Annotated in this window: 24 protein-coding genes and 1 pseudogene; 13 read left to right on the top strand and 12 right to left on the bottom strand. The window is 74.4% G+C overall.

The genetic code is table 11. The features are described from left to right. The 4 genes from ACZ5GT_RS22680 to ACZ5GT_RS22665 all read right to left on the bottom strand — a co-directional run. Positions 1–291 (bottom strand): hypothetical protein (locus ACZ5GT_RS22680; protein WP_469028268.1); only part of this gene is annotated, 291 nt, incomplete at its 3' end. Positions 292–398: 107 nt separating this feature from the next. After that, positions 399–851: a YbhB/YbcL family Raf kinase inhibitor-like protein gene (locus ACZ5GT_RS22675; protein ID WP_469028265.1), complete on the bottom strand. Its 453-nt coding sequence runs from the start codon at positions 849–851 to the stop codon at positions 399–401. Positions 852–882: 31 nt separating this feature from the next. Continuing rightward, entirely contained in the window at positions 883–1,341 is a 459-nt protein-coding gene (locus ACZ5GT_RS22670; protein ID WP_469028262.1) for an archease, read from the bottom strand. A 60-nt stretch (positions 1,342–1,401) separates the two neighbouring features. Next, positions 1,402–1,680 carry a hypothetical protein gene (locus ACZ5GT_RS22665; protein ID WP_469028259.1) on the bottom strand — a complete coding sequence of 93 codons (279 nt, stop codon included), beginning with the start codon at positions 1,678–1,680 and terminating at the stop codon, positions 1,402–1,404. A 218-nt stretch (positions 1,681–1,898) separates the two neighbouring features. Between ACZ5GT_RS22665 and ACZ5GT_RS22660 the strand changes: the two genes are divergently transcribed. After that, positions 1,899–2,699, top strand: a complete 801-nt coding sequence (locus ACZ5GT_RS22660) for an SAM-dependent methyltransferase (protein WP_469028251.1) — start codon at positions 1,899–1,901, stop codon at positions 2,697–2,699. 216 nt (positions 2,700–2,915) lie between these two features. Further along, entirely contained in the window at positions 2,916–3,791 is an 876-nt protein-coding gene (locus ACZ5GT_RS22655; RefSeq protein WP_469028246.1) for a fructosamine kinase family protein, read from the top strand. A gap of 162 nt (positions 3,792–3,953) precedes the next feature. Here the strand turns inward: ACZ5GT_RS22655 and ACZ5GT_RS22650 are convergent, their stop codons facing one another. Then, entirely contained in the window at positions 3,954–6,164 is a 2,211-nt protein-coding gene (locus ACZ5GT_RS22650) for a hypothetical protein (protein WP_469028239.1), read from the bottom strand. Positions 6,165–6,231: 67 nt separating this feature from the next. Next, on the bottom strand, positions 6,232–7,191 hold the full coding sequence (locus tag ACZ5GT_RS22645) for a LysR family transcriptional regulator (RefSeq protein WP_469028234.1): 960 nt from the start codon (positions 7,189–7,191) through the stop codon (positions 6,232–6,234). 120 nt (positions 7,192–7,311) lie between these two features. On the opposite strand from ACZ5GT_RS22645, the gene ACZ5GT_RS22640 reads away from it, so the two are divergent. Next, positions 7,312–8,007: a type 1 glutamine amidotransferase domain-containing protein gene (locus tag ACZ5GT_RS22640; RefSeq protein WP_469028229.1), complete on the top strand. Its 696-nt coding sequence runs from the start codon at positions 7,312–7,314 to the stop codon at positions 8,005–8,007. Positions 8,008–8,163: 156 nt separating this feature from the next. Here the strand turns inward: ACZ5GT_RS22640 and ACZ5GT_RS22635 are convergent, their stop codons facing one another. Continuing rightward, positions 8,164–8,604, bottom strand: a complete 441-nt coding sequence (locus ACZ5GT_RS22635; RefSeq protein WP_469028224.1) for an SPW repeat protein — start codon at positions 8,602–8,604, stop codon at positions 8,164–8,166. Positions 8,605–8,960: 356 nt separating this feature from the next. On the opposite strand from ACZ5GT_RS22635, the gene ACZ5GT_RS22630 reads away from it, so the two are divergent. Then, the gene (locus tag ACZ5GT_RS22630) at positions 8,961–10,058 is read left to right on the top strand and encodes a MerR family transcriptional regulator (RefSeq protein WP_469028220.1); all 1,098 of its coding nucleotides are present in this window, start codon (positions 8,961–8,963) and stop codon (positions 10,056–10,058) included. 218 nt (positions 10,059–10,276) lie between these two features. Then, positions 10,277–11,521 carry an NAD(P)/FAD-dependent oxidoreductase gene (locus ACZ5GT_RS22625; RefSeq protein WP_469028214.1) on the top strand — a complete coding sequence of 415 codons (1,245 nt, stop codon included), beginning with the start codon at positions 10,277–10,279 and terminating at the stop codon, positions 11,519–11,521. A 97-nt stretch (positions 11,522–11,618) separates the two neighbouring features. On the opposite strand, the pseudogene ACZ5GT_RS22620 reads toward ACZ5GT_RS22625, so the two are convergent. From ACZ5GT_RS22620 to ACZ5GT_RS22600, 5 genes and pseudogenes are all read right to left on the bottom strand, one after another. After that, positions 11,619–12,275 (bottom strand): annotated as a pseudogene (locus ACZ5GT_RS22620) (sigma-70 family RNA polymerase sigma factor); the annotation flags it as partial. Between the two features lie 894 nt (positions 12,276–13,169). Further along, positions 13,170–13,892 carry a maleylpyruvate isomerase family mycothiol-dependent enzyme gene (locus ACZ5GT_RS22615; RefSeq protein WP_469028207.1) on the bottom strand — a complete coding sequence of 241 codons (723 nt, stop codon included), beginning with the start codon at positions 13,890–13,892 and terminating at the stop codon, positions 13,170–13,172. A 166-nt stretch (positions 13,893–14,058) separates the two neighbouring features. Then, positions 14,059–14,565: an MFS transporter gene (locus tag ACZ5GT_RS22610; RefSeq protein WP_469028203.1), complete on the bottom strand. Its 507-nt coding sequence runs from the start codon at positions 14,563–14,565 to the stop codon at positions 14,059–14,061. A gap of 295 nt (positions 14,566–14,860) precedes the next feature. Then, a complete protein-coding gene (locus ACZ5GT_RS22605) occupies positions 14,861–16,234 on the bottom strand; it encodes a cryptochrome/photolyase family protein (protein WP_469028198.1) in 1,374 nt (457 codons plus the stop codon). A 74-nt stretch (positions 16,235–16,308) separates the two neighbouring features. Continuing rightward, entirely contained in the window at positions 16,309–17,838 is a 1,530-nt protein-coding gene (locus ACZ5GT_RS22600) for an SDR family oxidoreductase (RefSeq protein ID WP_469028375.1), read from the bottom strand. 134 nt (positions 17,839–17,972) lie between these two features. Between ACZ5GT_RS22600 and ACZ5GT_RS22595 the strand changes: the two genes are divergently transcribed. The 8 genes from ACZ5GT_RS22595 to ACZ5GT_RS22560 all read left to right on the top strand — a co-directional run bounded on the left by ACZ5GT_RS22595 (position 17,973) and on the right by ACZ5GT_RS22560 (position 25,600). Beyond that, on the top strand, positions 17,973–18,479 hold the full coding sequence (locus ACZ5GT_RS22595; protein WP_469028193.1) for a MarR family winged helix-turn-helix transcriptional regulator: 507 nt from the start codon (positions 17,973–17,975) through the stop codon (positions 18,477–18,479). 185 nt (positions 18,480–18,664) lie between these two features. Next, positions 18,665–20,848, top strand: coding sequence for an MMPL family transporter (locus ACZ5GT_RS22590; RefSeq protein WP_469028188.1), 2,184 nt, complete (start codon positions 18,665–18,667; stop codon positions 20,846–20,848). A 3-nt stretch (positions 20,849–20,851) separates the two neighbouring features. Then, positions 20,852–21,637: a SigB/SigF/SigG family RNA polymerase sigma factor gene (locus ACZ5GT_RS22585; protein ID WP_469028185.1), complete on the top strand. Its 786-nt coding sequence runs from the start codon at positions 20,852–20,854 to the stop codon at positions 21,635–21,637. Positions 21,638–21,753: 116 nt separating this feature from the next. After that, the gene (locus ACZ5GT_RS22580) at positions 21,754–21,918 is read left to right on the top strand and encodes a hypothetical protein (protein WP_469028180.1); all 165 of its coding nucleotides are present in this window, start codon (positions 21,754–21,756) and stop codon (positions 21,916–21,918) included. Between the two features lie 205 nt (positions 21,919–22,123). Further along, positions 22,124–22,474, top strand: coding sequence for a YciI family protein (locus tag ACZ5GT_RS22575; RefSeq protein ID WP_469028370.1), 351 nt, complete (start codon positions 22,124–22,126; stop codon positions 22,472–22,474). Positions 22,475–22,607: 133 nt separating this feature from the next. Beyond that, complete coding sequence (locus ACZ5GT_RS22570; protein ID WP_469028174.1) at positions 22,608–23,930, top strand: aldehyde dehydrogenase family protein; 1,323 nt, start codon at positions 22,608–22,610, stop codon at positions 23,928–23,930. A 238-nt stretch (positions 23,931–24,168) separates the two neighbouring features. Further along, positions 24,169–25,083 (top strand): aldo/keto reductase, encoded by a 915-nt coding sequence (locus ACZ5GT_RS22565; protein WP_469028167.1) that lies wholly within the window; start codon positions 24,169–24,171, stop codon positions 25,081–25,083. Positions 25,084–25,204: 121 nt separating this feature from the next. Then, the gene (locus tag ACZ5GT_RS22560) at positions 25,205–25,600 is read left to right on the top strand and encodes a VOC family protein (protein WP_469028160.1); all 396 of its coding nucleotides are present in this window, start codon (positions 25,205–25,207) and stop codon (positions 25,598–25,600) included. The last annotated feature ends 27 nt before the right edge of the window (positions 25,601–25,627 follow it).

The raw sequence follows: 25,627 nt of genomic DNA, 5'->3' as shown, positions 1-25,627 counted from the left end.
GTCCGGCTGATCGCCGTCGTCCGGCTGATCGCCGTCGTCCGGCTGATCGCCGTCGTCCGGCTGATCGCCGTCGTCCGGCTGATCGCCGTCGTCCGGCTGATCGCCGTCGTCCGGTCGATCGCTGCCGTCGGGTCGGCTGCTGCCGTCGGGCTGATCGCTGCCGTCGGGTCGGCTGCTGCCGTCGGGTCGGCCGCCGTCGTCCGGCCGATTGCCGCCGCCGGGACGACCCCGGCTCCCGGACGACCGAGGTCGCCGGGACGACCGCCGGTCCGCGCCGCGGCACCCGGCCACCGCCGGGCGTACGGCGGCGGACCGGCGCCGATACCGGGAGGCCGGCAGCACCGGCGCCGTACCGGGAGGCGGGCGGCAGGGCCTGTCTGTGGCCCGCGTGAAAACGGTCAGCGTCGGTACAGCGCGACGACCGTGCCCTCGGCGAGCTGGTGTTTCTCGACGGCCCGGTGCACTTCCTCGGCGCCGGGGGCGCCGGAGAGGTCGCACGGCTCGGCGAGGGCGTACAGCCGGAAGAAGTAGCGGTGCGCCTCGTCGCCGGGCGGCGGGTGCGGTCCGCCCCAGCCCCGCCGGTCGTAGCCGTTGACGAGTTCGGTGCCGCCGGGCGGGCACTCGCCCTCCCCGACGCCGCCGCTGTGCGGGTCGATGCCGGCCACGATCCAGTGCACGAAGGTGCCCGACGGGGCGTCGGGATCCTCGCACAGCAGCACCAGCTCGGCCGCGTCGCCCGGGACGCCGCTCCAGGTCAGCGGCGGGGACACGTTCTCGCCCTCCAGGGCGTACCGGCGTGCGATGAAGGCGTGGTCGTCGAACGCTTTGCTGTGGAGTTCGATGCCGGTCATGTGACCGGAGTACCCCCGCCGGAGCGGGCCCTCACATCACCCCCACGGTCACCGCGCACGACCAGCCGTACGCGTCCGGGGCGATACGCAGCTCGTGCCACGAGGCGTTCTCCGGCAGGGCGCCGGCGCCTTCCGCGTCCGCCGGCCGGGCGACCGCGAGGCGTACGTCCAGGCCGTCGTCGGTGGCGTCGGCCTCCACGTCGACCGGCACCTCACCGTGCGTCTCCATCCGTTCGACGACCTCGTCCAGCAACGCGGAGAGCAGGTCGTCGTCGCTGGCTCCGGCCAGGCTGATCCGCTCCACCGCCCGGGGCCGCACCGCGCCGATGTCGGTGAAGCACTCCACCACGCCCAGCACCGCCTCCGCCATGCACCGCTCGCGGCTGGTACCCCACGCCTCGATGCGGACGTCGGCGGCCTGCGGCACCGACCGGTGGCCGCTGGAGCCGTGCTGTCGTTCCTGCCGTTCGTCGTCCGGGTCGCCGACCATGATCACAGCCTCGCAAACGCGTACCTGCCCGCCTGCCGGTCCGTTCGCCGGTCCGCCGGTTCAGCTCCGGGCGTCCGGGCCCGCCGACTCGTGGAGCACCGCCTCTCTCGGCTCGTACCCGTGCGGCGCGCGGCGGTGGTGTGTCGCCAGGGCCACGCCCAGGCCGAACAGGAGCGCCAGCGCGAGACCGGAGCAGAAGATCGCCAGCGTGTTCATGGTGGCGACGTGTTGACCGAGCACCGACACCTGGTACTCGGGACCCCCGGACAGATTGTCGGTGATCAGCAGTGCGGTGAAAGCGGCGGTGGCCGCAACGAGGAGCAGTCCGATGAGACGCATCCGAGTCATCTCCTCAAGAGAGGTCTTCCAGTGGTGCGGGTACCCCGGCCCCGCCGGGCCATACGAGATCGCGCACACCGTTCCGTGACGCCCCGCCCGGCCCCCGCCGACAGCCCCGCTGCCTGCGCAACTTCGGTCATGAGCAGGAGAGTTCGTGTGGGAAACTGTCGGCGACCGCCCGCGCGCACGGCCGTGGCGGCCGTCGACGGGAGGGCAGTGTGGGACAGGACGGGGTCCGCGCCGAGGAGATCGACACCGGCAGGCCGCACCCTGCTCGGATCTACGACTACCTGCTGGGCGGCAAGAACAACTACGAGGTGGACCAGCAGGCCGGCGAGGCCCTCGCCGCCGCCGCGCCCGAGGTGCGCATCGGCCTGCGGGCCAACCGCGCCTTCCTGCAGCGCGCCGTCCGGTACGTCGTCGGCAACGGCGTCCGTCAGATCCTCGACATCGGCACGGGGCTGCCCATCTCACCCAACGTGCACGAGATCGCGTCCGAGGTGGCGCCGGACGTGCGGGTCGCGTACGTCGACAACGACCCCATCGTGAAGGCGCACGGCGACGCCTTGCTCAGCGGCTCCGGCACGACCAGCATCGCGCTGGCCGACCTGCGCGACCCGCGGGCCGTGCTGGACCACCCCGACGTCCGCAGCGTCATCGACTTCGAGCAGCCCGTCGCCCTGCTGCTGGTCGCCGTCGTGCACTTCCTCACCGACGCCGACCAGCCCGACCGGATCGTCGCCACCCTGCGCGAGGCGCTGCCGGCCGGCAGCTACCTCGTCCTCTCGCACGTCACCGGCGACTTCGCGGACCGCACCGCGGCCCAGGCCGTCTACAACAAGGCCACCGCCACCCTGAACCTGCGCACCCGCGCCGAGGTCGAGCGGTTCTTCGGCGGCTTCGAACTCGTCGAGCCCGGCCTGGCCCAGATCCCGTTCTGGCGCCCGGACACCCCGCCCCCGCCCCACTCGGAGGAGATCGGCCTCTACGCCGGTGTGGCGCGCAAGAACGACGCCTGACCCCGCCCCGTCCCCACCGCACCGCACGCCGTCCCCACCGCACCGCCTCCGCACCGGCGGCGTCGGCGGTGGGGCGCGGCGCGGCGGCGGTGACCGCGCGTGCCGCCGTACCCTGGTCGCCGTGCCCCGCCTCGACCGCACCGGACGTCCCCGCCGGTCCGCGCCCGCCGTCCGCGCGACGGTGACGAGCGGATTCCAGGGCCCCGAGGGCGCCGGATGACCGCCCGCCGGACGGCCGCGGGCGGCGACGGGCCCGCCGCCGCGGCGGCGCGCGTCACCGGGTGCGCCGTGCGCGGCGAGCGCCGCCTGTCCGCCACGCTCGCCGAAGTGACCCTGGACGACGGCCGGCCGGTGATGGTCAAGCACGGCGACGAGCCCGCCGTGCGCGCCGAGGAGGCCGGGCTGCGCTGGCTGGCCGAGGCCGGCGCGGTGCGGGTGCCGCACGTGCACGGCCGCGACCGGCACTGGCTGGTGACCGCCCGGGTGCCCGGCGGCCGGCCGACGCCGGGAACCGCGCTGAGCTTCGGGCGCGAGCTGGCCGCCCTGCACGCGGCCGGCGCGCCCGCGTTCGGCGCCCCGCCACCCGGCGGCCCGGTGGACGCGTACATCGGCCTGGCCCCCATGCGCAACGTCCCCGGCACCGACTGGCCCCGCTGGTACGCCGAGCACCGGGTGCTGCCGTACCTGCGTCGCGCGGTCGACGCCGGTACGGTCCGGCCCGCCGAGGCGGCCGTCGTCGAGCGCCTCTGCGAGCGACTGCCCGAACTGTCCGGCCCCGCCGAGCCGCCGGCCCGGCTGCACGGCGACCTGTGGAACGGCAACGTGCTGTGGGACGGGGAGCACGCCTGGCTGATCGACCCGGCCGCGCACGGCGGGCACCGGGAGACCGACCTGGCGATGCTGCACCTGTTCGGCTGCCCGTACCTGGAGCACGTGCTCGACGGGTACCAGCGGGCCGCGCCGCTCGCGGACGGCTGGAGAGACCGCGTCGGGCTGCACCAGCTGTTCCCGCTGCTGGTGCACGCCGTGCTGTTCGGGCGCGGTTACGCCGAGCAGGCCCTCGCCGCGGCCCGGGCGGCCGTCGCGGAGTGAACCACGACCGAGAGCCCTGAGCAGGCCGAAGGGGCGCCGCACGGCCCGGCCGTACGACGCCCCTTCGGTCACGTCGGTGGCGAGGAGAGCGAACGGACTACATCAGAAAGGAGTTTGAGAAGGAAGCCCGTTCATGGCCTCGCCTGCGAGCCACCCTAACAGTCAGACGGGGATCAGGTCGCGCAGGTTTTCCGGGGTGACGACGCGGGAGTCCGGGTGCAGTCCGTCGGGCCGTTCCAGACCTATGTAGGTGACGGGGCCGTCCGGAACGGAACCGCCGTCCCACAGCGTCACCTCCGTCCCGCCTGCGGCCATCAGGTCGGTGAGGTGCCGCACGGTGAGGTACTCGCGTTCGACGAAGCCGCGCAGCAGCGTCGAGAGCGTCACCCGGACCCCCTCGACCTGGTTGCCCGAGTCCAGGCCCTTCAGGTACAGGTGCAGCCACCGGGCGGTCCAGCGGCCGTCCCGTTCCCGCCGGAACGCCAGCGGCACCGCGACCCGTCCCGGCCCGCGCAGCTCCGACTTCATGCGCACGGTGCGCGGTTCGAACGGCCGGCCCCGCTGCTCGCCGTCGCGCAGCATGAAGCCGAAGAAGGACTCCTCGACCTCCTCGAAGCCCTCGCCGGCGAAGACGTGGACCTGCGGCACGATGTAGGTGCTGCGCACGGCGCCCAGCCGGAGGTTGATGAACTCCGAGGCGCCGTCCGGCGCTTCGGTGATGTCACCGGAGTGCTCACCCTCGTACTGGCTCAGCGCGGTGTACGACAGCCAGGCGGTGGTCCGGTACCGGGCGTCCAGCATCAGCGCCGACAGGTCGAAGTCCGTGCGGAGTGCGGCCTGCTTCCAGTACACGAAGAAGCGCAGCAGTTCGCCCTCGACCGGGGAGACGGAGCCGCGGGGCAGCACGCCGAGCCCGGCCGCGGTCGCCCTGCCGCTGAGCGGAAGCGCCACGTCGAGGACGTCCGGGTCGACCAACAGCCGCCGCGGGGAAGGCAGTCGGCGGCCGGTCTCGGCGTCGAGGGCGGAGATCAGCCGCGCCCGCTCCGGCGGCAGCACCGGCGGACGCTCGTCCGCGGTGACCCAGGCACGGCCCAGCCGGTTGACGAAGACGCGGCGCTCGCCGGTCTGCCGGGCCCGGTTGTGCAGGTGCTCGCGCACCGCCAGCACGACCCGGCCGGCGACCATGGGGGCGACCTGCTCGGCGGCGGCCACCACGGCGTCCCGCTCGTCCTGCGTGAGGGACATGCGCAGCAGCCGGTCCAGGGACCTGAACAGCTTGCCCGGCGCGGACTTCAGCAGCTCCGTCGCCCCGGTGACGTCGTGCATGCCCAGCAGCTCCTCCACCCGGCTGTCGAAGGAGCGCGCCCGCTTCTCGCCGCGGGCGACGGCGAACACCTCGGCCGCGTGCGGCCACTTGGGGTACTCGTGCGGGTGCAGGCGCTCGCCGAGCCGCTTGAACGCCTCCCGGTGCGCGTGCACGTCCGCCAGCTTGGCGGGGGCCGCCGCGACGACCGTGTCCAGGCCGGCGAGCAGGGCCCGGCGGACCGGGCGGGGCAGCGTACGGAACCGGGTCGGCTCCCGCAGGGTCACGTCGCCGCCCGACAGCGCGCAGGCCAGCCGCAGCACGTCGGTGACGGTGTCCAGCAGGAGGTCCGCGCCGGCCGTCAGACGGGCCCGGTTGACGACCGCCCGGTTCTCGCGGGCCGGGATCGCCTCCGGCTGCGGCCCCTCCACACAGTGCCCGGCGAGGGTCTCCAGGTCGCGCAGGTCGTCGTCGCCCAGCGGCGTGCTGCTGCCCGCCAGCGCCAGGTACAGGGCGGTGATCTCCTCCCGCGGCGTCCCGCCGGAGTGCAGCACGGTCATCCGGTCGCCCGCCGCCGCGATCAGCTCGTCGTGCGCGGCGAGCATCTCGGCGTAGGTGTGCCGGTAGGTGCCGTAGGAGGGCAGCGTGAGCAGGTCCAGCGCGCCGCTGGACAGCTGGGTGAGCGTGCTCTCGCGGGACGCGTCGTCGGCGAGCGCCTCGGTGACGCAGCGCATCCAGAAGTCGACGGTGTCCGGCACGTGGGCCGGGAAGTCGATGAAATACGTGTTGTGCCGTACGTGGTCGCCGGTCATCTCCCGTACGGTCCGCAGCGTGCGCACGGCGATGTCGACGACCGCGCCCTCGGACAGCCCCGACAGGCGCGCCAGCAGATCCGCCGAGAGCTTCCAGCCCACGGACATCAGCACGGCGTCGAACTGCCGTGCCGCGACGTCCCCTTGGCCGGACGGGCCGGACGGACCGGAGTGGCCGGACTGGCCGGACGGGGCGGAGGGCAGCGGGAGGCGGTGGGCGTGGCGGACGACCAGCTGTTCGAGACTCTGGGACGACATTGCGGCATGATCCCAGGGCCGCACGGGCCGGCGCACCGGGGTTTTCCGGGGCGGCCGCGGGGCGCGCTCAGCCGTCGCGCGCCGTGCGCAGCAGATGATCGCGGACCAGGGTCACGTGCGGGTTGGCCAGGGCGCCGGGGCGCTGGACGAGGAACGCGGTGTTGATCGGAGGGTCGTCCGGGGCGTGCAGCGCGACCAGGGCGCCCGAGGCCAGTTCCGCGGCGCACAGGTAGCGTGGCAGGACCGTGAAGCCCGTGCCGCCGGCCACCGCCGCCTTCACCGCGTTCAGGTCGGGCATGGTGACGGCCGCCTGGCACACCAGCCGCCGGCCGAAGACGTGGCGCCAGTAGCGGCGGACGATCGGCAGGTCCTCGGCGTAGGCGACCAGCGGGACGCCGTGCAGGGCGGCGGGCCCCGCGGCGGCGATCCGGGCCGGTCCGCCGATGCGCGCGGCCCGGCCGGGCGAGGCGACCAGCACGAACTCCTCGTCCGACAGGGGCGTGGAGACCAGGGCGCGGCCACGCGGCCGGAACGTGGCGATCACCAGGTCGTGGTGGCCCGCCCGCAGCTCCGCCAGCAGCGGCTCGGTCAGGCCGGGGGTGACGCGCAGCCGTATCCCCCGGTCGACCAGCGGCGCGATGCCGGGCAGGACGCTGTGGGTGAGCAGCTCGTTGGGGCCGGCGAGGTGCACCGGCTCCGGCGGGTGGTCCTCCGCGGCCCCGCCCGGACCGGCGACCGCGGCCAGGGCGTCCAGCGGTTCGACGACCCGCGCGGCGAGCTCGTCGGCGTACGGAACGGGGGAGACGCCGCGCGCCTGCCGCTGGAACAGCTCCCGGCCGCACTGCCGCTCCAGGGCGCGCACCTGTGTGGTCACCGTCGGCTGGGACAGGCCGAGCAGGCGGGCCGCGGCGGTGAAGGAACCCGTGCGGTAGACGGCCAGGAAGGTGCGCAGCAGGTTCAGGTCGAGCACCGCCGTACCGCCGGCCGGCCCCGCGGCCTGGATGCCATCGGGTTCCCTATCTCTCATATGTGCGAGCCTATTGGAATCCAATGGCTGGGCGGGCATACCGTCGAATGCGGCGCCGCACCGGCGACCTGCCGCCCGGAGTCGGCGAGCGTACCCAGGCAACGACCCGAAAGAGACACCATGTCGAAGATCCTTTTCGTGATGACCGGCGCCGACCACTGGACCCTGGCCGACGGCACCAAGCACCCCACCGGCTTCTGGGCCGAGGAGGCCGTGGCCCCGTACGAGGCGTTCAAGGCGGCCGGCCACGAGATCGTCGTCGCCACCCCGGGCGGCGTCGTGCCGCCCGTCGACCGGGGCAGCCTCGCGCCCGAGGCCAACGGCGGCCAGGAGAACGCCGACCGCATCGCCGCCGCGCTCGACGCGATGACCGAACTGCGGCACCCCGTGCGTTTGGAGGACGTCGACCTCGACGACTTCGCCGCCGTGTTCTACCCCGGCGGCCACGGCCCGATGGAGGACCTGGCGGTCGACGCCGAGTCCGGCAGGCTCCTGACGGCCGCTCTTCACTCCGGCCGGCCGCTCGGCGTCGTCTGCCACGGCCCGGCCGCCCTCCTCGCCGCCGCCGGCCCCGACGGCGTCAACGCCTTCGCCGGCTACCGGGTGGCCGCCTTCACCAACGCCGAGGAGACCCAGGCCGGACTCGCCGGGCAGGCCAAGTGGCTGCTGCAGGACCGGTTGACCGAGGCCGGCGTGCAGGTCGAGGAGAAGGCGCCGTGGGCGCCGAACGTCGTGGTCGACCGCAACCTCGTCACCGGCCAGAACCCGGCCTCCTCCGCCCCGCTGGCCGCGGAACTGCTCAAGAAGCTCGGCTGAACCCGATTCGTCGGAGCCGCACAGTGACAGCGACACAGTGACACAGTGAAACGGCCGGTCCGCCTCGCGCGGACCGGCCTCTTCGTTCGCCGTCCTCTCTCACTGTGCCGCTCGCTCGCCGTGCCGTTACGGCTGCGGTTCGTTCTCGCCGTGCCGCTACGGCTTGGGGGCGCTCTTCGCCGCCGTGCCGGCGCACACGAGCCCCAGGATCACGGCCAGGGCGCCGATGACGACGTTGTTCCAGATGATCCCCGCGTCGGGGCCGGTGCCGACGATCCACGGGGCGATGATCATCCAGACGCCCAGTGCGGACATGGCCCAGCTCAGGCCGTACATGCGCTCGGGCGCGGCGGTGAAGCCGAGCCCCAGCAGCCCGATGGCGATGCCCACCACCAGGTTGTGGGTCATGAGCGCGGGCTGGCTGGTCGTGTAGTGGAGTATCCAAGGGGACACCGCGCAGTACAGACCGAGCAGGAACACCGGTCCGTCCACGAGCGCCACGTCGCGACCGCCGAGCACACGGGCGTAACGTGCCCGCATTTCGGTGACGTCGGGGTGACCTGCCATGTCGCCCCTGGTGCGCGAGACGTTGGCCATGACTCGCCTCCTTCGGTTCGCAAGTCTGACCGCGTCGATCCGTCGATCGGCGATTGCCGATTGATTGCCGATGGTCGACGTGCTGATGTGCTGATGGGCTGATCTCGAGGGCGGTGCGCGAACAGCGCCGCCTGACACCATTTTTGCGCTTATTGGCCCCTTGTGTGTAGAGGCCGGTGTCGATGCGCGGAGGGCGGCGAGCGGCGTCCGCCCGGGCCGTGCCGGGGGCCGGCGGGCACCTGCGGCCCGGGCGGCCTCGGGGCGTCTGCCGGGGAGGCGGCCCCCGGTGAGTCCAGTGTCGGAGCCGGGGAACAAGGTCATCAACTCGCATCGATTCTGCGTCGTATAGTCGCCCCATGAGCGAGCCGTCCGCCGACCCGGACCCCGGCGCGGGCCGGGCTTCCCCCGGGGCCGTCGTGCCCCTGACGACCGGCGCGCTGGCCCGTCGGCTGGGCGTCTCGCCCACCACGCTGCGCTCCTGGGACCGCCGCTACGGCATCGGCCCCGCCGTCCGCGCCGACGGCCGGCACCGGCGCTGGACCCCGCGGGACGTGGCGGTGCTCGAGGCGATGTGCCGGCTGACGTCCTCCGGCGTGCCGCCGGCCGAGGCGGCCCGCGCCGCCCGGGAGACAGCCGCCTCGCCCACCGCGATCACCGTGCCGGAAGAGGCCCAGGAGCCTCAGGAGGCCCGCGAGGCCGCCGAGGCAGAGGAGGCGGGGCAGACCGGGGAGACCGAGGAGCCTGAGGCGCGGCGCTCTTCCGCCGCGGCGCGCACCCTGCCCCTCGGCGACGTGCGCCAGGAGTGCCGGGGCCTGGCCCGCGCCGCCGTACGCCTCGACGCCCCGGCCGTCGAGCGGCAGCTCGCCGCCTCCGTGGAGCAGTACGGCATCGCCGTCGCCTGGCAGGAGGTGATGGTGCCGACCCTGCACGCGGTGGGCCGCAAGTGGGCGTCGTCCGGCGACCGTTACGTCGAGGTCGAGCATCTGCTGTCCTGGCACGTCTCCACGATCCTGCGCCGGTGCACCCCGCCCCCCGGACGGCAGGGCGACTCCCCGGTGGCCGGGCCCGTCGTCCTGGCCTGCGTGCCCGGCGAACAGCACACCCTGCCGATCGAGGCGCTGAACGCCGCCCTCGGTGAGATCGGCCTGCCCACGAGGATGTTCGGGGCCGCCGTGCCCGCGGAGGCGCTCGCGGCGGCGGTGCAACGGCTCGGCCCGTCCGCGGTCGTGCTGTGGGCACAGGCACGCTCCACCGCGAGCCTGCCGCTGGCCCGCCACATCGCCGGCACCCGGTGGGGCGTCAAGGGCGCCCGCAGGCAGCCGCTGGTGGTGCTGGGCGGGCCCGGCTGGTCCGGCCCGTCGGCGCGCGGGATGCTCAGACCGGCGACCCTGAAGGACGCCGTGGACATCCTCTCCGGCGCGGCGAGAGGCGAGACACCGGCCGACCGGGGGTGACGGCCGACCGGGGGTGACGGCCGACCGGGGGTGACGGCCGCCCGGCGTCCGCGGACTCGGTCCGGGACGGGGCGTTCTCGGTCCGGGGCGGCGGAGACCGCCCGTCCGGCGCATCCGTGGGCGGCGTAAGGCGGGAAGGGATCCACACACGTGCGTGACGGCGCACGAACGCCGTCGCCCGGCAGGTCCGGGCGGCCCGACAGCGCAAGGGGTCCACCGTGTCCGCGCCCGCCCGCACCCCCGACGTCCTGGTGATCGGCGCAGGCGTCGCCGGACTCGCCTGCGCCCGTGACCTGCTCGCGGCGGGCCTCGACGTCCACGTCCTGGAGGCGTCCGACGCGGTCGGCGGGCGGATGCGCTCCGACCGGGTCGACGGGTTCGTCGTCGACCGCGGCTTCCAGGTCTTCAACACGTCGTACCCGCAGGTCCGGCGTCGGCTGTCGCTGCGCGAACTGCGGCTCCGGCCGTTCACGCCCGGCGTTCTGATCCACACCGGGCGCGGCAGGCTGCGTTTCAACGACCCCACCCGCCGTCCCCGCACCCTGCCCGATCTGCTTCCCGGCCGCCTCGCCGGAGCCCGCGACCTCGCGGCGCTCGGCGCGCTGTCGGCCCGCGACCTGCTCGCCCCCGTCCGGGTGGTGAAGCGGTCGCCGGACCGCACCACCCGCACGGCCCTGGCGGACGCCGGGTTCTCGGCGGATTTCGTCGAGCGGTTCTTCCGGCCGTTCCTGTCGGGTGTGTTCCTGGAGGACGAACTGGAGACGTCCAGCCGGTTCTTCCACCTCGTCTGGCGCGCCATGCTGCGCGGCACCCTGTGCCTGCCCGCCGAGGGGATCGGCGCGGTGCCTCGCGCGCTCGCGGCCGCGCTGCCCACCGGCACCGTGCGCCTGGAGACGCCGGTGGCCGCGCTCACCGACGACGGCGCCGTCACCGCCGACGGTACCGAACTGCCCGCGCGGACCGTGGTGGTGGCGACCGGCCCGGGACCGGCGGCCGGCCTGCTGCCCGGCCTCGGCCTGCCCGCCTACCGGACGGTGACGACGTACTACCACGTCACCGACCGCTCACCGCTCGGCGAACCGACCCTCCTCGTCGACGAGCGGCGGCGGTTCCTCAACACCGTCGTCCTCAGCGACGTCGTCCCGTCGTACGCGCCCGCCGGCTCCGCGCTGATCGCGACCTCCGTCCTCGGCGCGGACGACGCGGGACGGGAGGGAGCCGTGCGCGAGGCGCTCGCCGAGGTCTACGGCGCCTCGACCGGCGGCTGGGACCTGCTGACCGCCCGCACGGTCCCGGACGCGCTGCCCGCGATGCCGCCGCCGCAGCCGCTCAGCCGCACCACCCGGGTCTCGCCGGCCCGCCACGTCTGCGGCGACCACCGTGCCACCGGCTCGGTCCAGGGCGCGCTGGCGTCCGGCGCCCGCGCGGCCCGCGAGGTGCTGCGGGATCCCGGCCGGCGATAGCGGGGCCGACGGTGGCGGGGCCGGCGGACCGGCCACGCCGCCACGCCGAGGACGCCCTCCGCCGGTCGCTGCCGCCCCGCGTCGTGAGCTGCCGCCGCAGGTCGGTGATGACGCCGTTCAGCAGGCGGGAGACGTGCATCTGCGAGATGCCCAGCTGCTGGGCGATCCGGGTCTGGCTCATCTCCTCCGCGAAACGCAGACGGAGGATGCGCAACTCACGGCTCCCCAGGGCGGACAGCAGCGGCAGGAGTTCCGCCCGGAGTTCGGCCCGCTCGAAGTCGACGTCGCTGCCGCCGGTCTCCTGCGCCGGCGGACCAATCCGCTCCGGCTGCGGGAGGTCGGTGGAGCAGGGGTGCTGCCGTTGGTAGGAGGCGAGCAGTTCCGTGACCCGGTCCTGCGGCAGACCGGCCCGGCGGGCGGTCTCGTGCCGGTCGGGTTCCCGGCCCAGTTCGTGTGTCAGTTCCTCCCGTGCCGCGTGCAGCCGTGCCCGGGCCTCGTGCACCTCGCCCGGCACGCGCACGACGCCCACCCGGTCCCGCAGGTGTCGCCACAACTCGCCGAGCATCTTGGGGACCGCGTAACCGGCGAAGGGCACCTCGCGCTCCGCACGGAAGGCGTCGACCGACTTGATGAGGCCGACGCGGCCACCTGCCGCAGTTCCTCCAGCGGCTCCCCGCGGCCGGCGTACCGGCCGGCCATCCGGTACGCGAGCGGCAGGTGCCGCACCACCAGCCGTTCCCGTGCGAGGCTCCACTCCTCGCTTCCCGGCTCCGCATCGGCCATCGACGCGAACAACAGGTGGTCCACCACTGGTTCCATCGGTTCACGGTTCAAAACATCGTTTCCCGTCATGACAGGGCGCGGACTGTGCGCGGTGTGCTGCGCTGTCGGGTGCTCGCCGGTGATGCTCCGCTGCGCGGATCATGAGGAACGGAGCGGATGCCCGGACGCGGCGAGACATCGGATGGGAGTGCACCGGCGGGAGCAGGTCTCGGGTCCGCGGCCGGCGCGGCAGGTGCGTGGCCGCCCGCCTGCCGGGCGACCAACTGGTTCTGCCGGCCTTGAGCACTGCGTCGTCGACGCGGCCGGCCTCTCGTCAGCCTATGGGTCCGCCGGCCGCCGATGTCAAGCGCATCCCGTCCGCCGTGCACCCCCGAGCGCCCCGCGAAAGAGGCGAGTTGAGGGAACGGCCGGGACACCCGCACCGTCCGGGGCGACAGGAGAACCGAGGGAAACCGGAGCATGCGCGACATCTCGACGGTACAGGGTTTCGGACGACATCGAGGGGGGGCGCCGCCACCCCGGTCGCCGGCGGTCCCCGTCCGTGAGCTGCTCCGCGACCCGGCCGCCCCACTCCTGAGGAGGCCGGCGGTTTCGGCCTGAACTCATTCGTTATGCAAGCCGGTTGCGGGAGAAGGAGGGCTGTCTGCCGGAGCGGGGGTGTGGCAGTGTTCCCTTCCGTCGGCATCCGGCGGTCGCGCATCCCGGTACCGATGCCAAAGCGGATCGTGAACGCATCGCGAACGCATCGCGAACGGATCGCGAACGGTTCGAGCACACCGAGCCCACGACCGCATCGCTGCCCTGAACCGCGGGACCGGGCGCCGGGCCGGAGCGCGAGGCGCCCGGGGCCCGGGGAGGGGCCGGGTCAGCCGCGCCAGGCCGGCGGCGTCGGCAGCGGGCCGGGCGGCTCGACGGTCAGTGCGCCGCCGTCGGTCCGCCCGGTGAGCCAGCCGAGCAGCTCCGCCGCCGGCCCCGTCACCCGTGGCCCCTGTCCGCCCCCGACGACCCGCACGATCCGGTCCTCGTCCGCGCGCAGCGTCATGGCCGGGGCGTCGGGGTCGTCGCGCAGTTTTCCCACGGTCGTCTCCAGCTCGCGGGTGACGAAGAAGGCGGGCCAGTCGGCCGGGCCATGGCCGGTGGCCAGGTCGGTGTGGTGCACCTCCACCTCGCGCAGCATGCTCCCGACGGCCCCGCGCACCGGCTTCAGGCCGCCGCCGAGCCAGCGCACCGGCACCTCCCAGGCGTCCTGCGGGTGGTCGCCGGCCGCGGTGAGGAAGCGGTGCAGCGCGGTGTCCATGTCGTCGAGGAGGACGGCGGCGGGCCGGCCGGCGCCCGCCTCGATCTCCCGCTCCCGCTCGGCGTCGTCGGCGTACTGCGGCAGGTCGGCGCCCGAACGGGCGGAGGCGAGCAGTCGGCTGCGGGAGTCGGCGCTGCGGGCCAGATGGGTGAGGACGTGGCCGCGGGTCCAGCCGGGCAGCAGTGAGGGCGCCCGCACCTCCTCGTCCGACAGCACGGCCGCGGTCGCGAGCAACCGGTCCACGGAGGTGCGCAGCAGAGGCAGGAGCGAGGCGGGACTGTCGGCAGGCATGGGTCTCCGATCGATGACGGCGGCCGCGGCGGACGGCGGGTCGTGGTGACGGCGGTCGCCTCACCTGTTCCCGGCCTGCGGCGTCCTGCACGTCGCTCATCCGTGGGCCCCGCCTGCCGAAGCCGGGCAGGGCGGGGCGGGGCCGCCGGTCGAGGTCGCCGGCCTGTCAGGTGCGCGTCCGGCGGCCGGCTCCCGACATCAGCATCAGGATCACCAGCGACAGGACGGCCAGCGACGCGAACGCCCAGCGCAGCCCGGAGACCGCGCTGACCAGTCCGATCACCGGCGGCCCGCTGAGGAAGCCGGTGTAGCCGATCATGGTGACCGCCGCGATGGCCGGCCCCGGCCGGTCCGGATGACGCCGGGCGGTGTCGCTGAAGACCACGGGGATCACGGCCGCCAGGCCCAGCCCCAGCACCCCGTAGCCGGCGAGGACCGCCTGCTGTGCCGGCTCGGCCACCACGAAGACGGAGGCGGCCAGACAGGTGACGGCACAGCCCCGCAGGAACCGGGCGTCGCCCAGCCGGTGCCGCAGCCGGTCCGCCGCCAGGCGGCCGACGACCATACCGCCGGAGAAGACGGCGAAGCCGGCCGCCGCCGTCCCCGGCGAGCTGCCGGAGACCTGCCGCAGGTACAGCGCCCCCCAGTCGTTGAGGACCCCTTCCATCATCATGTGGGCTTTGTCAGTGCGCGGACTTACGCCGTCCGTGGCTCCGCGTGGAGCGTGGGCTTGCGCGGTGCACAGCCCTGCGCGGTGCGCGGCTCGGCGTGGGGCGCAGGCGCGGGCTTGGGCTGTGCGCGGCCTTGCGCGCCGTGCGGGGCTCGGCGTGGTGCGCGGCTTTGCGCGGTGCACAGCCCTGCGCGGTGCGCGGCTCGGCGTGGGCGCAGGCGCGGGCTTGCGCCGTGCGCGGCTCCGCGTGGTGCGCGCCCCTGTGCCGTCCGCGGGTGGCCGCGCGCCCGTGCGTCCCTCACTCCTGTCCGCGGGCGTGTCGGAAGCGGGCCAGGCCGTCGGCGAGGTCGATGACCGGGTCCGGGTAGTCGGCGACGGCGGCCCGGTCCGGGCCCCGCAGCTTCCACGGCTCGTGCACCGCGGGGCCCTCGAGCCCGGCGAGTTCGGGGACCCAGCGGTGGACGTACGCGCCGTCCGGGTCGTGCCGCTTGGCCTGCGTGACCGGGTTGAGGACGCGGTTGGGCCGGGTGTCGGTGCCGGTGCCCGCCATCCACTGCCAGTTGAGCTGGTTGTTGGCGATGTCGCCATCGACCAGCAGGTCGAGGAAGTGCCGGGCGCCGACGCGCCAGTCGACGTACAGGGTCTTGGTCAGGAAGCTCGCGGTCAGCAGCCGGCCCCGGTTGTGCATCCAGCCCTCGTGCCGCAGCTGGCGCATCGCCGCGTCGATCAGCGGGTAGCCGGTACGGCCCTCCCGCCAGGCCGCGACGTCCTCGCCCGCCGTGCGCTCCGAGCGCCAGCGGTCGTGCTTGGTGCGGTAGTCCGCGGTGGCCGCGGCGGGCCGGGCCGCCAGCACCTGGCGGTGGAAGTCCCGCCAGGCGATCTGCCGTACGAACGCCTCGGCGCCCGGACCGCCCGCCTTCCGCGCCCGGTGGACGGTCTCGACGGGGGAGAGCGTGCCGAAGTGCAGGTGCGGCGAGAGCCGGGAGGTGGCGTCACCGGCCAGGTCGTCCTGGCGGTCCTGGTACGCGGCGAGCCCGCCGCGCAGCCAGGCGGACAGGCGCCTGCGGCCCTCCGGCTCGCCGCCCGCCGCCAGGCCCGGCGACAGCCCGGCGAGGCCGGCCCGGGAGGGCAGCGGCTCGGAGCCGACGCCGTCCGGCACCCGCACGGCGCGCGGCGCGGGCAGCGGATCCCGCAGCCGCAGTCCGGACCACCGCCGGAAGTACGGCGTGAACACGGCGAAGTGGTCCGAGGAACCCGGCGTCACCGCGCCGGGCGTGACGGCCGTGGTCACCGTGTCGTGGACGTGCAGCCGCCTGCCCTCCGCCTCCAGGGCGTGCCGCAGCCGCCGCTCGCGCCGCTGCGCGTAGCCGCTGACGTCGGCCGCCATGTGGACCTCGTCGGCGTCCGTCTCGGCGGCCACCTTGCACACCTCCTCGACGACGTCCCCGGAGCGGACCACCAGCCGCCCGCCGCGCTCGCGCAGGCCCGCGTCGAGGTCGCGCAGGCAGTCGGCGAGGAACGCCAGCCGGTTGGGCGCGGCGAAGCCGGCCCGCGCGACGCCCCGGTCGCGCACGAACAGCGGGACCACCTGGTGGGCCTCGCAGGCGGCCCGCAGCGCGGGATGGTCGTGCAGACGCAGGTCGGAGGTGAACAGGACGACCGAGACGTTCATGGTGCGTACTCCGGGTGACGGGGGAAGCGGCCGGTGAGGTGTTTCCGGCCGGGGCGAGCCGGCGGATGCGGCCGTCAACGGGACGACGTGCGTTCCCTCGCCGGTGTGGCGGGCATCCGTGCGGCGGCCCGTGCGATGTTGCGGGCCATGCCGCCGAACACGACGGCGTGGAACGGCGAGATGCTCCACCAGTAGGCCTGCCCGAGCAGGCCGTGCGGGTGGAACAGGGCCCGCTGCCGGTAGCGGGTGCGGCCCTCCTCGTCCGTCTCCGCGCGCATCTCCAGCCAGGCCAGCCCCGGCAGCCGCATCTCCGCGCGCAGCCGCAGCAGGTGCCCGGGCTCGATCTCCTCCACCCGCCAGAAGTCCAGCGAGTCGCCGACGCGCAGCCGGGCCGCGTCGCGCCGCCCCCGGCGCAGGCCGACCCCGCCGACCAGCCGGTCCAGCAAGCCGCGTACCGACCAGGCGAGCGGGAAGGAGTACCAGCCGTTCTCCCCGCCGATGCCCTCGATCACCCGCCACAGTGCCTCGCGGGAGGCGTTCACGGGCAGCTCGCGCCGGTCCGTGTACAGGCTGCCGCCCGCCCAGTCGGGGTCGGTGGGCAGCGGATCGCTGGGGGCGCCGGGCACCGACGCCGACGACCAGCGGGTGGTCACCTGGGCGTCCCGGACCCGTTTCAGCGCCAGCCGCACCGCCTCGTCGAAGCCGATCGGATGGCCCGGCGGGTCGGGCACGTACCGTGCGATGTCGTGCTCGTGGCAGACCACCTCGTGCCGCAGCGACTCGGTGAGCGGCCGCGCGATGGACGCCGGCACCGGCGTCACCAGGCCGACCCAGTGGCTGGAGAGGCGGGGGGTCAGGACCGGGACGGGCAAGATGACCCGGCGCGGCAGGCCGGCCACCGCCGCGTACCGCATCATCATGTCCCGGTAGGTCAGCACCTCCGGTCCGCCGATGTCGAAGGCGCGGTTGACGTCGGCGGGCATGCGCGCGCTGCCGGCCAGGGTACGCAGCACGTCGCGTACCGCCACGGGCTGGATCCGGGTGCGCACCCAGCTGGGGGTGACCATCACCGGCAGCCGCTCGGTGAGGTAGCGCAGCATCTCGAAGGAGACCGAGCCCGAGCCGATGACCACCGCCGCGCGCAGCACGGTGGTCGGCACCCCCGACGCCAGCAGGATCCGGCCCACCTCGGCCCGTGACCGCAGGTGCGGGGAGAGTTCCCGCTCGGGCACGCCCACGGGGGTCAGTCCGCCGAGGTAGACGATGCGCCGTACCCCGGCCGCCCGGGCCTGCTCCCCGAAGATCCGCGCCGCCCGGCGGTCCGTCTCCTCGAAGGCGGCCCCGCTGCCCAGGGCGTGCACCAGGTAGTAGGCGACGTCGATCCCGCGCATCGCCTCGGCGACGGACGCGGCGTCCGTCACGTCGCCGCGCACCACCTCCACGTCGCCCGCCCACGGGTGGTCGCGCAGCTTGCCGGGCGACCGGGCCAGACAGCGCACCGTGTGCCCCTCGGCGAGCAGCTCCGGCACCAGACGGCCGCCGATGTATCCCGTCGCCCCGGTCACCAGGCAGCGCAGCCCGGGTCCGCCCTCGTCGTGGTTCATCAGTCGCCGGTCCTCCGTGTCGATGGCCTCCATGGCGTCCATGGCGTCCATGCCTCCATGGCGTCGATGGCTCCCTGTGATCCCTTCCACGGACGCGGCGGCAGCGGATGCGCGTGCTTCTATAGGGTGATCCCGTGGCCACAGCAGACGACCGGGGGCGGCGGACGGCGACGCCGCCGGAGCCCGGAGTTCCCACGGGGACCGACCTGCCGTCCCTCGCCGTGCACCTGCGGCGGATGAACGGCGAGATCAACCGTCTGGTCCACGGCTTCGCCGCCGACCACGGCCTGCACGCAACCGACGTCCAGGCGCTCGCGGCGATCCTGGACGCCGACGAGCCGATGACGCCCGGCCGGCTGCGCGAGCACCTCGGACTCACCTCCGGCGCCGTCACCGCCTGCGTGGACCGGCTGGAGCGCGCCGGGCACATCCGGCGGGTGCGGGAGAGCGCGGACCGCAGAGTGGTGCACCTGTACTACGCGGCCGACGCGCGGGCCGCCGCGCGCACGTACTTCCGGCCCCTCGCGCAGGCCGCGCAGGCGGCGCGGTCGCGCTTCACCGACGACGAACTGGCCGTGGTCGCGCGCTTCGTGGCGGCCATGAACGAGGAACTCGCCCTCCTGAGATCCCACGGCTCCTGACCGCATCCGGCGGCCGCCGGACACCGGAAGAGCAGGTGTCGCTACGATCATGTAGCTCAATGATTGAGATTGTTGTTCATTGAGATATGTGTACCGAGGTACCTGCCGAGGTACTGCCGACGCACCGGTCCCGACACCGGCCGAGGCGCCCGACCGAGGCACTGTCCCGTGAAGCCAGGAGAACCATGTCCCTCACCGCACGACGAGGCCGCTTCCTCGTCCCCCTGCTGCTGCTCGTCGTCTGGCTCGGCGTCGGCGGAGTCCTCGGGCCGTACGCCGGCCGGCTCGGCGAGGTCGCCACCAACGACCAGGCCGCCTTCCTGCCGCGCAGCGCCGAGTCCACCGAGGTCGTCGCCGCGCAGCGGGCCTTCCGGCAGGACGAGACGCTGCCCGCCATCGTCGTGTGGACCGACGCGGACGGCGGCCCGATGCGGGACAGGCAGGCCGCCGCCGGGCGGGCCCTCGCCTCCCTGACTGACCTGCCGGGCGTTTCCGGGAAGGTCTCGCCCGCGCTGCTCTCCCGGGACGGCCGGGCGATCGAGGGCGTGGTCCAGCTCAGGCCCGACCTGGGGGAGCGGCTGCCCGACGCCCTCGACCGGATCCGTGCCGCCGCCGAACGCGTCCCCGGCAGCACGGTGGAGCTGGCCGGCCCGGCCGCGACGCGCGCCGACCTGTCCGACGCCTTCGCCGGCATCGACGGGCTGCTGCTGGCCGTCGCGCTGGTGACGGTCCTGGTGATCCTGCTGCTGGTCTACCGCAGCGTGCTGCTGCCCCTGGTCATCATCATCGGCGCGGTCTTCGCGCTGGGCCTGGCCTGCGCCGTCGTGTACGTCCTCGCCGACCACGGCGTCGTCCGGGTCGACGGGCAGGTCCAGGGCATCCTCTCCATCCTCGTCATCGGCGCGGCGACCGACTACGCGCTGCTGCTGACGGCCCGCTTCCGGGAGGAACTGGCCGCGCGCACCGACAAGTTCGCGGCCGTCCGGGCCGCGCTGGGGCGGTCCTGGGGCGCCGTCGTGGCCAGCGGGGCGACCGTCGCGCTGGGCCTGCTCGCCCTGCTGACCAGCGACCTGACGAACAACCGGGCGCTCGGCCCGGTCGGCGCGATCGGCATCGTCTGCGCGCTGGTGAGCTCCCTGACCTTCCTGCCCGCCGCGCTCGTCCTGCTCGGCCGCGCCGCCTACTGGCCGGCCGCCCCGCACGCCGGGGACGAGGAGCGCGCGGGCCGGGGCGTGTGGCGGCGCGTGGCCGCCCTCGTCGACCGGGCGCCCCGGAAGGTCTGGGCCGTCTCGCTCGCGGTGCTGCTCGCCTGCGCCGCCTTCGCCCCCGCCCTCACCTCCAAGGGCGTCCCCCTCGACGAGACCTTCGTCGACGACGCGCCCTCGGTGGCCGCCCAGCGGACCCTCTCCCGGCACTTCCCCGGCGGCTCCGGCAACCCCGCCGTCGTCATCGCGAACGCCGACCGCCTCGACCGCGTCGTCGCGACCGCCCTGCGCACCGACGGCGTCGCCTCGGCGGCCGGCGTCACCGCCTCCGGCCGGCCCGGCGGCTCCCCGCTGGTCGTGGACGGACGGGTACGCGTCGACGTCACCCTGAAGGCCGCCGCCGACAGCGACGCCGCCAAGGACACCGTGGCCCGGCTCCGCGGCGCCCTGCACGCGGTGCCCGGCGCCGACGCTCTCGTCGGCGGCTACACCGCGCAGCAGTACGACACCCTGCGCACCGCCGAGCGGGACCGCGCCCTGATCGTGCCCGTGGTGCTGGCCGTGATCCTCGTCATCCTGGCTCTGCTGCTGCGCTCGCTGCTGCTGCCCGCGTTGCTGGTGGCCACCGTCGCGCTGAACTTCCTCGCCACGCTCGGCGTCTCGGCCCTGGTCTTCCGGCACGCCCTCGGCTTCACCGGCAGCGATCCCTCGGTGCCGCTGTACGGCTTCGTGTTCCTCGTCGCCCTCGGCGTCGACTACAACATCTTCCTCATGTCCCGGGTGCGGGAGGAGTCGCTGCGGCACGGCGTCCGCCAGGGCATCCTGCGTGGGCTGGTCGGCACCGGAGGCGTGATCACCTCGGCGGGCGTGGTGCTCGCCGCGACCTTCGCCGCACTCGGGGTGATCCCGCTGGCGTTCCTGGTGCAGATCGCGTTCATCGTCGCCTTCGGCGTGCTCCTCGACACCCTGGTCGTGCGCTCGCTGCTGGTGCCCGCCCTCGCCCGCGATCTCGGCCCCGTCGTGTGGTGGCCGGGACGGCTGTGGCGGGAGAGCCGCACCCCGGCCGGCCGGGCCGAAGGGCCGCGGGAGACCGCATCCGCGACCGCCGACGCGACGGAAGGAAAGGTGACGCCCACGCCGGCCAGGATCCCGACCGAGGAGTGAACCGTGTCCTTGCAGCCCGTCGTGACCGGCCCCGCCGATGCCCGCGCCCTGTCCCGGCCGCTGTTCGAGCGGCTGCGCTCCCTCGACGAGGGCACCCCCGCGTACCAGTACGTCCGCAACACGCTCGTGGAGCTCAACATGGGGCTCGTGCGGTACGCGGGGCGCCATTTCCGGCCGCGTCCGGAGATGTACGACGACGTGCTGCAGGCCGGCACGATCGGGCTGATCAAGGCCATCGAACGGTTCGACCCGACCCGGGGCAACGACTTCGAGGTCTTCGCCGTGCCCACCGTGTTCGGGGAGATCAAGCGGTTCTTCCGCGACACCACCTGGGCGGTGCGGGTGCCCCGGCAGCTCAAGGAGTACCGCGCCCTCCTGCTGGAGGCCCGCGCCGAGTTCGAACAGGAGCAGGGACGCTCGCCCACCGTCGCCGAGCTCGCCCGGCGCACCGGACTGTCGCAGGAGCAGGTGGTGGAGGGCCTCCAGGCGGCGGAAGGGCACGACGCCGTCTCCCTGGACGCGCCCGCGGACCCCGGCGAGGGCGAGGTCCTGGGCGACCTGCTCGGCGCGGACGACCCCGGCCTCGCCAGGGCCGAGGACGTGGCCACCCTCGGTCCGCTGATCGCGGCGCTGCCCGCCCGTGAGCGCCGGATCCTGGACATGCGGTTCCGGCGCGACATGACCCAGAGCGAGATCGGCGCCGAACTGGGCATCTCCCAGATGCACGTCTCCCGCCTGCTGAGCCGCACCCTGGCCCGGCTGCGCAGCCGGCTCGACGGCCGCGGCTGAACGGACCGCCGGCACCGACCGTTCGGGCGTACATGTCCGCGCTGTTTGCGGGCACGAGGAACAGCACGACAGTCGTCGTGAGGATGCCGAGGCCGACACGGGAGGTGGCTGCCGCCATGAGCGGAAAGGTGCTGGAGCGTTTCCCCGCAGGAGCTCCGCGCGGATCGTGGCCCGCGGAGGAGTACGCCGCGCAGCGCCGTGCCGCGGGGGAGCCCGCCGAGGTCGTGATGGACCTCGAATCGGACGCGTTCCTCGTGGTCGCGGCCGGCGACGAGGACTGACCGGCCGTCCTCCGGCCCGCTCGGCCCGAGCGGCCCCGGGCGCTCGACGGCGTCGACGCGGCCGGACGGCGGGTGGTGGTGACGAGGGGTGCGCCGAGGGGCCGTACGGGGAATTCTCGCGAGGTCACCGTGCGCGGTGTGAAATCGGGGTGTGCCGGTTCGTGCGGAAGGTGACACGAGGACACCCGGCCCCATGGAGGACGCCATGACGTACTACCTGCTCAGCGTGGTCCAGCCGAGCGAGGCGGAGCCGCCCTCGGCGGAGGCGCTCGCCGAGATCGGCCACAACCTCGAGGTGTTCCACCGGGAACTGCGCGAGGCCGGCGCATGGGTCTTCGCCGGCGGACTGCACGGCCCGGAGAGCGCCACCATGCTGCGGCCCCACGACGGTGAGGTGCTGGCCACCGAAGGGCCCTACGCCCAGGGCAAGGAGTGCCTGGGCGGCATCTGCCTGATCCAGGCGCCCGACCTGGAGGCGGCCCTGCACTGGGGACGCCGGGCGGTGTGGGCCACCACGCTGCCGATCGAGGTGCGCGCCTTCATGGACGAGGCCTGAGACGAGGCCGTGCCCCGCCGCCGGAATTTATTTTGGTGTATGAAATGTTGGTGTATGCATCGACCTCCGGGTCGACCGGACCGTTCAGAACGCATCGGCGAGCCGCGAGGCCCGCCCCAGCAGCGAGGCACCTGTGAACCACCCCAGCTCCGAGCAGCCCGCCGACATCGTGGCCCGACTGCGGGCCACCTTCCGCACCGGCCGCACCAAGCCCCTGGCCTGGCGCACCGACCAGCTCCGCCGCCTGCGCGCGCTGCTCACCGAGAAGGGGCCCGACCTGGCCGCCGCCCTCCACGCAGACCTGGGCAAGAGCGCCACCGAGGCCCACCGCACCGAGATCGACTTCACCGTCCGCGAGATCGACCACACCCTCGGCCACCTGGCCGACTGGCTGCGGCCGGAGCCCGCCCCGGACCCGGCGCACCTCGGGGCAGACGCCCGCGCGTGGACGCAGTACGACCCCCTCGGCGTCGTCCTCGTCATCGCCCCCTGGAACTACCCCGCCCAGCTCCTGCTGGCCCCGCTGGTCGGCGCGCTCGCCGCCGGCAACGCGGTGGTCGCCAAGCCCAGCGAGCTGGCCCCGGCCACCTCCGCCGCCCTGGCCCGCCTGCTGCCGGAGTATCTCGACACCGACGCGGTCGCCGTCGTCGAGGGCGGCGTCCCCGAGACCACCGCCCTGCTGGCGCAGCGCTTCGACCACGTCTTCTACACCGGCAACGGCGCCGTCGGCCGCATCGTCATGCGCGCCGCGGCCGAGCACCTCACCCCGGTCACCCTCGAACTCGGCGGCAAGTCACCGGTGTTCGTCGACCGCGGTGTCGACCTCGACGTGGTCGCCGACCGGCTGGCGCGCGGCAAGTTCCTGAACGCCGGCCAGACCTGCGTCGCGCCCGACTACGTGCTGACCGACCCGGCCACCGCCGCCGCCCTGGAACCCGCCCTCGCCCGCGCCGTCGAGAAGCTGTACGGCCGCGATCCGCGGACCTGCGGCGAGTACGGACGCATCGTCAACGAGCGGCACTTCGACCGGCTCACCGGCCTGCTCGGTTCCGGCCGCGTCGTGGTGGGCGGGGAGAGCGACCGGGCGCAGAAGTTCATCGCGCCGACCGTCCTGGCCGACGTCGCCCCCGAGTCGCCGGTGATGCGGGAGGAGATCTTCGGCCCGATCCTGCCCATCGTGACCGTCTCCGGCCTGGACGAGGCGATCGACTTCGTCAACGACCGGGACAAGCCCCTCGCCCTGTACGTCTTCTCGGAGTCCGACGACACCCGCGCCCGGATCGCCGCGGAGACCTCCTCCGGCGGCCTCGGGTACGGCCTGCCGCTGGCCCATCTCACCGTCTCCGACCTGCCGTTCGGCGGAGTGGGGGAGAGCGGCATGGGGAGCTATCACGGCCACTACTCGATCGAGACGTTCAGTCACCGCAAGGCGGTGCTGGACAAGCCGCTGAGCTGACTCCGGCGCCGTCGACCGGCCGCCGGCCGACATCCTCGCCGGTCGCCGACCGAGGACATCGAGGCGGTCGGGGCGCTCGAACTGGTCGGGGCCGTCGGGGCCGTCGGGGCCGTCGGGGCCGTCGGGGCCGTCGGGGTGGTCGAGGTGGTTGAGCGTGGCTCACCACCCGCACCCCGGTCGCACCGAGCCCGGCCGTGAACGCGCCCCGGAATCACGGGAGTCGTGCGAGACTCCGCCGATGACCTCCGAAACGATCACCGCGGACGCCGCGGGCACTTGGACCCTCGGCGACCTGACCGTGGCCCGCGTCGGCTTCGGCGCGATGCGGCTGACCGGCAGCGCCGCCTTCCACCTCGGGACGTCCAGCGACCGGGAACGCTCGATCGCCGTACTGCGCAGGGCGGTCGAACTCGGCGTCGGCCACATCGACACCGCCGCCTTCTACTTCTCCCGGCTGCGCTCCGCCAACGAGATCATCAACAGCGCCCTCTCCCCGTACCCGGACGGCCTTCTGGTAGCCGCCAAGGTCGGGCCCTTCCGCGACTACCACGGGGAGTGGGGCACCTCCGCCCGGCCCGACCAGCTGCGCGGCCACGTCGAGGAGAACCTCCGCCAGCTCGGCCGTGACCACCTGGACCTGGTCTACCTGCGCCGCATGCGCCAGGACTCCGTCGCCGAGCACTTCGGGGCGCTCGCCGAACTCCGCGACAAGGGCCTGATCAGGCACCTCGGCGTCTCCGACGTCGAGCCCCGGCACCTCGCCGAGGCACTGACCATCGCCCCCGTGGTGGCCGTGCAGAACCGCTACGCGCTGGACTCGCCCGACCCCGCGACCGACGAACTCCTGCGCGTCTGCGGCGAACGGGGCATCGCCTTCGTGCCGTTCTACGCGGTCGCCGGACGGCGCGGACCGCAGGCCGCCGGCCCCGACGCGGGCGCCGACCACGACGAGGTGCTCGCGGTGGCCCGCGCCCACGACGCGACCCCCGCCCAGGTCCGCATCGCCTGGACGCTGCACCAGGGCCCGCACGTGCTCGCCATCCCCGGCACCGGCGACCCCGACCACCTCGCCGAGAACGTCGCGGCGGGCGCCCTGCGCCTGACCGGCGACGAACTGCGCCGTCTCGACGCCCTGCGCCGGTCGGCCGGCTGACGCGACGCCGGACCGGCGGAGCAACCCGCCGGCCGCTGCCCGCACCCGTCCGGCCGGGACTGGCGCCCGCGACGTTTTACGTATAACCTCTCGCGTCGACCACCCGCACCGAAAGGCCACGATGAGACGCGTCGCCCTGGTCACCCTCGTCGTCGACGACTACGACGAGGCGATCCGCTTCTACACCGAGGCCCTCGGATTCCGGCTCGCCGAGGACAGCCCGCGCCCCGACGGCTCCCGCTGGGTCGTCGTCGAACCCGGCACCGGCCCCGCCGGAACCGGCCTGCTGCTCGCCCGCGCCAAGGACGAGGCCCAGCACGCCCGGATCGGCGACCAGACCGGTGGACGCGTCGGCTTCTTCCTGCACACCGACGACTTCGCCCGCGACCACGCCCGGATGCTCGCGGCGGGCGTCACCTTCCTGGAGGAGCCGCGGCACGAGCCGTACGGCTCGGTCGCCGTCTTCCAGGACCTGTACGGCAACCGCTGGGACCTGCTCCAGCCCGCCGCCCGCTGAGAACCGCCACTGAGGAAAGCCCTGCCC

Source organism: Streptomyces sp. NPDC031340, assembly GCF_055569945.1.
Note: the sequence above shows the minus strand (reverse complement) of the source record. Positions and strands in the feature narration are given on the sequence as shown.

What these genes read in the sequence shown, in the direction of transcription:
- ACZ5GT_RS22650 (WP_469028239.1), bottom strand. Translation starts at nt 6,164, where the DNA reads ATGTCGTCCCAGAGTCTCGAACAGCTGGTCGTCCGCCACGCCCACCGC.
- ACZ5GT_RS22610 (WP_469028203.1), bottom strand. Translation starts at nt 14,565, where the DNA reads ATGATGATGGAAGGGGTCCTCAACGACTGGGGGGCGCTGTACCTGCGG.
- ACZ5GT_RS22630 (WP_469028220.1), top strand. Translation starts at nt 8,961, where the DNA reads ATGAGCGAGCCGTCCGCCGACCCGGACCCCGGCGCGGGCCGGGCTTCC.
- ACZ5GT_RS22670 (WP_469028262.1), bottom strand. Translation starts at nt 1,341, where the DNA reads ATGGTCGGCGACCCGGACGACGAACGGCAGGAACGACAGCACGGCTCC.
- ACZ5GT_RS22590 (WP_469028188.1), top strand. Translation starts at nt 18,665, where the DNA reads ATGTCCCTCACCGCACGACGAGGCCGCTTCCTCGTCCCCCTGCTGCTG.
- ACZ5GT_RS22605 (WP_469028198.1), bottom strand. Translation starts at nt 16,234, where the DNA reads ATGAACGTCTCGGTCGTCCTGTTCACCTCCGACCTGCGTCTGCACGAC.
- ACZ5GT_RS22600 (WP_469028375.1), bottom strand. Translation starts at nt 17,838, where the DNA reads ATGAACCACGACGAGGGCGGACCCGGGCTGCGCTGCCTGGTGACCGGG.
- ACZ5GT_RS22580 (WP_469028180.1), top strand. Translation starts at nt 21,754, where the DNA reads ATGAGCGGAAAGGTGCTGGAGCGTTTCCCCGCAGGAGCTCCGCGCGGA.
- ACZ5GT_RS22615 (WP_469028207.1), bottom strand. Translation starts at nt 13,892, where the DNA reads ATGCCTGCCGACAGTCCCGCCTCGCTCCTGCCTCTGCTGCGCACCTCC.
- ACZ5GT_RS22575 (WP_469028370.1), top strand. Translation starts at nt 22,124, where the DNA reads ATGACGTACTACCTGCTCAGCGTGGTCCAGCCGAGCGAGGCGGAGCCG.
- ACZ5GT_RS22565 (WP_469028167.1), top strand. Translation starts at nt 24,169, where the DNA reads ATGACCTCCGAAACGATCACCGCGGACGCCGCGGGCACTTGGACCCTC.
- ACZ5GT_RS22640 (WP_469028229.1), top strand. Translation starts at nt 7,312, where the DNA reads ATGTCGAAGATCCTTTTCGTGATGACCGGCGCCGACCACTGGACCCTG.
- ACZ5GT_RS22675 (WP_469028265.1), bottom strand. Translation starts at nt 851, where the DNA reads ATGACCGGCATCGAACTCCACAGCAAAGCGTTCGACGACCACGCCTTC.
- ACZ5GT_RS22560 (WP_469028160.1), top strand. Translation starts at nt 25,205, where the DNA reads ATGAGACGCGTCGCCCTGGTCACCCTCGTCGTCGACGACTACGACGAG.
- ACZ5GT_RS22635 (WP_469028224.1), bottom strand. Translation starts at nt 8,604, where the DNA reads ATGGCCAACGTCTCGCGCACCAGGGGCGACATGGCAGGTCACCCCGAC.
- ACZ5GT_RS22665 (WP_469028259.1), bottom strand. Translation starts at nt 1,680, where the DNA reads ATGCGTCTCATCGGACTGCTCCTCGTTGCGGCCACCGCCGCTTTCACC.
- ACZ5GT_RS22645 (WP_469028234.1), bottom strand. Translation starts at nt 7,191, where the DNA reads ATGAGAGATAGGGAACCCGATGGCATCCAGGCCGCGGGGCCGGCCGGC.
- ACZ5GT_RS22655 (WP_469028246.1), top strand. Translation starts at nt 2,916, where the DNA reads ATGACCGCCCGCCGGACGGCCGCGGGCGGCGACGGGCCCGCCGCCGCG.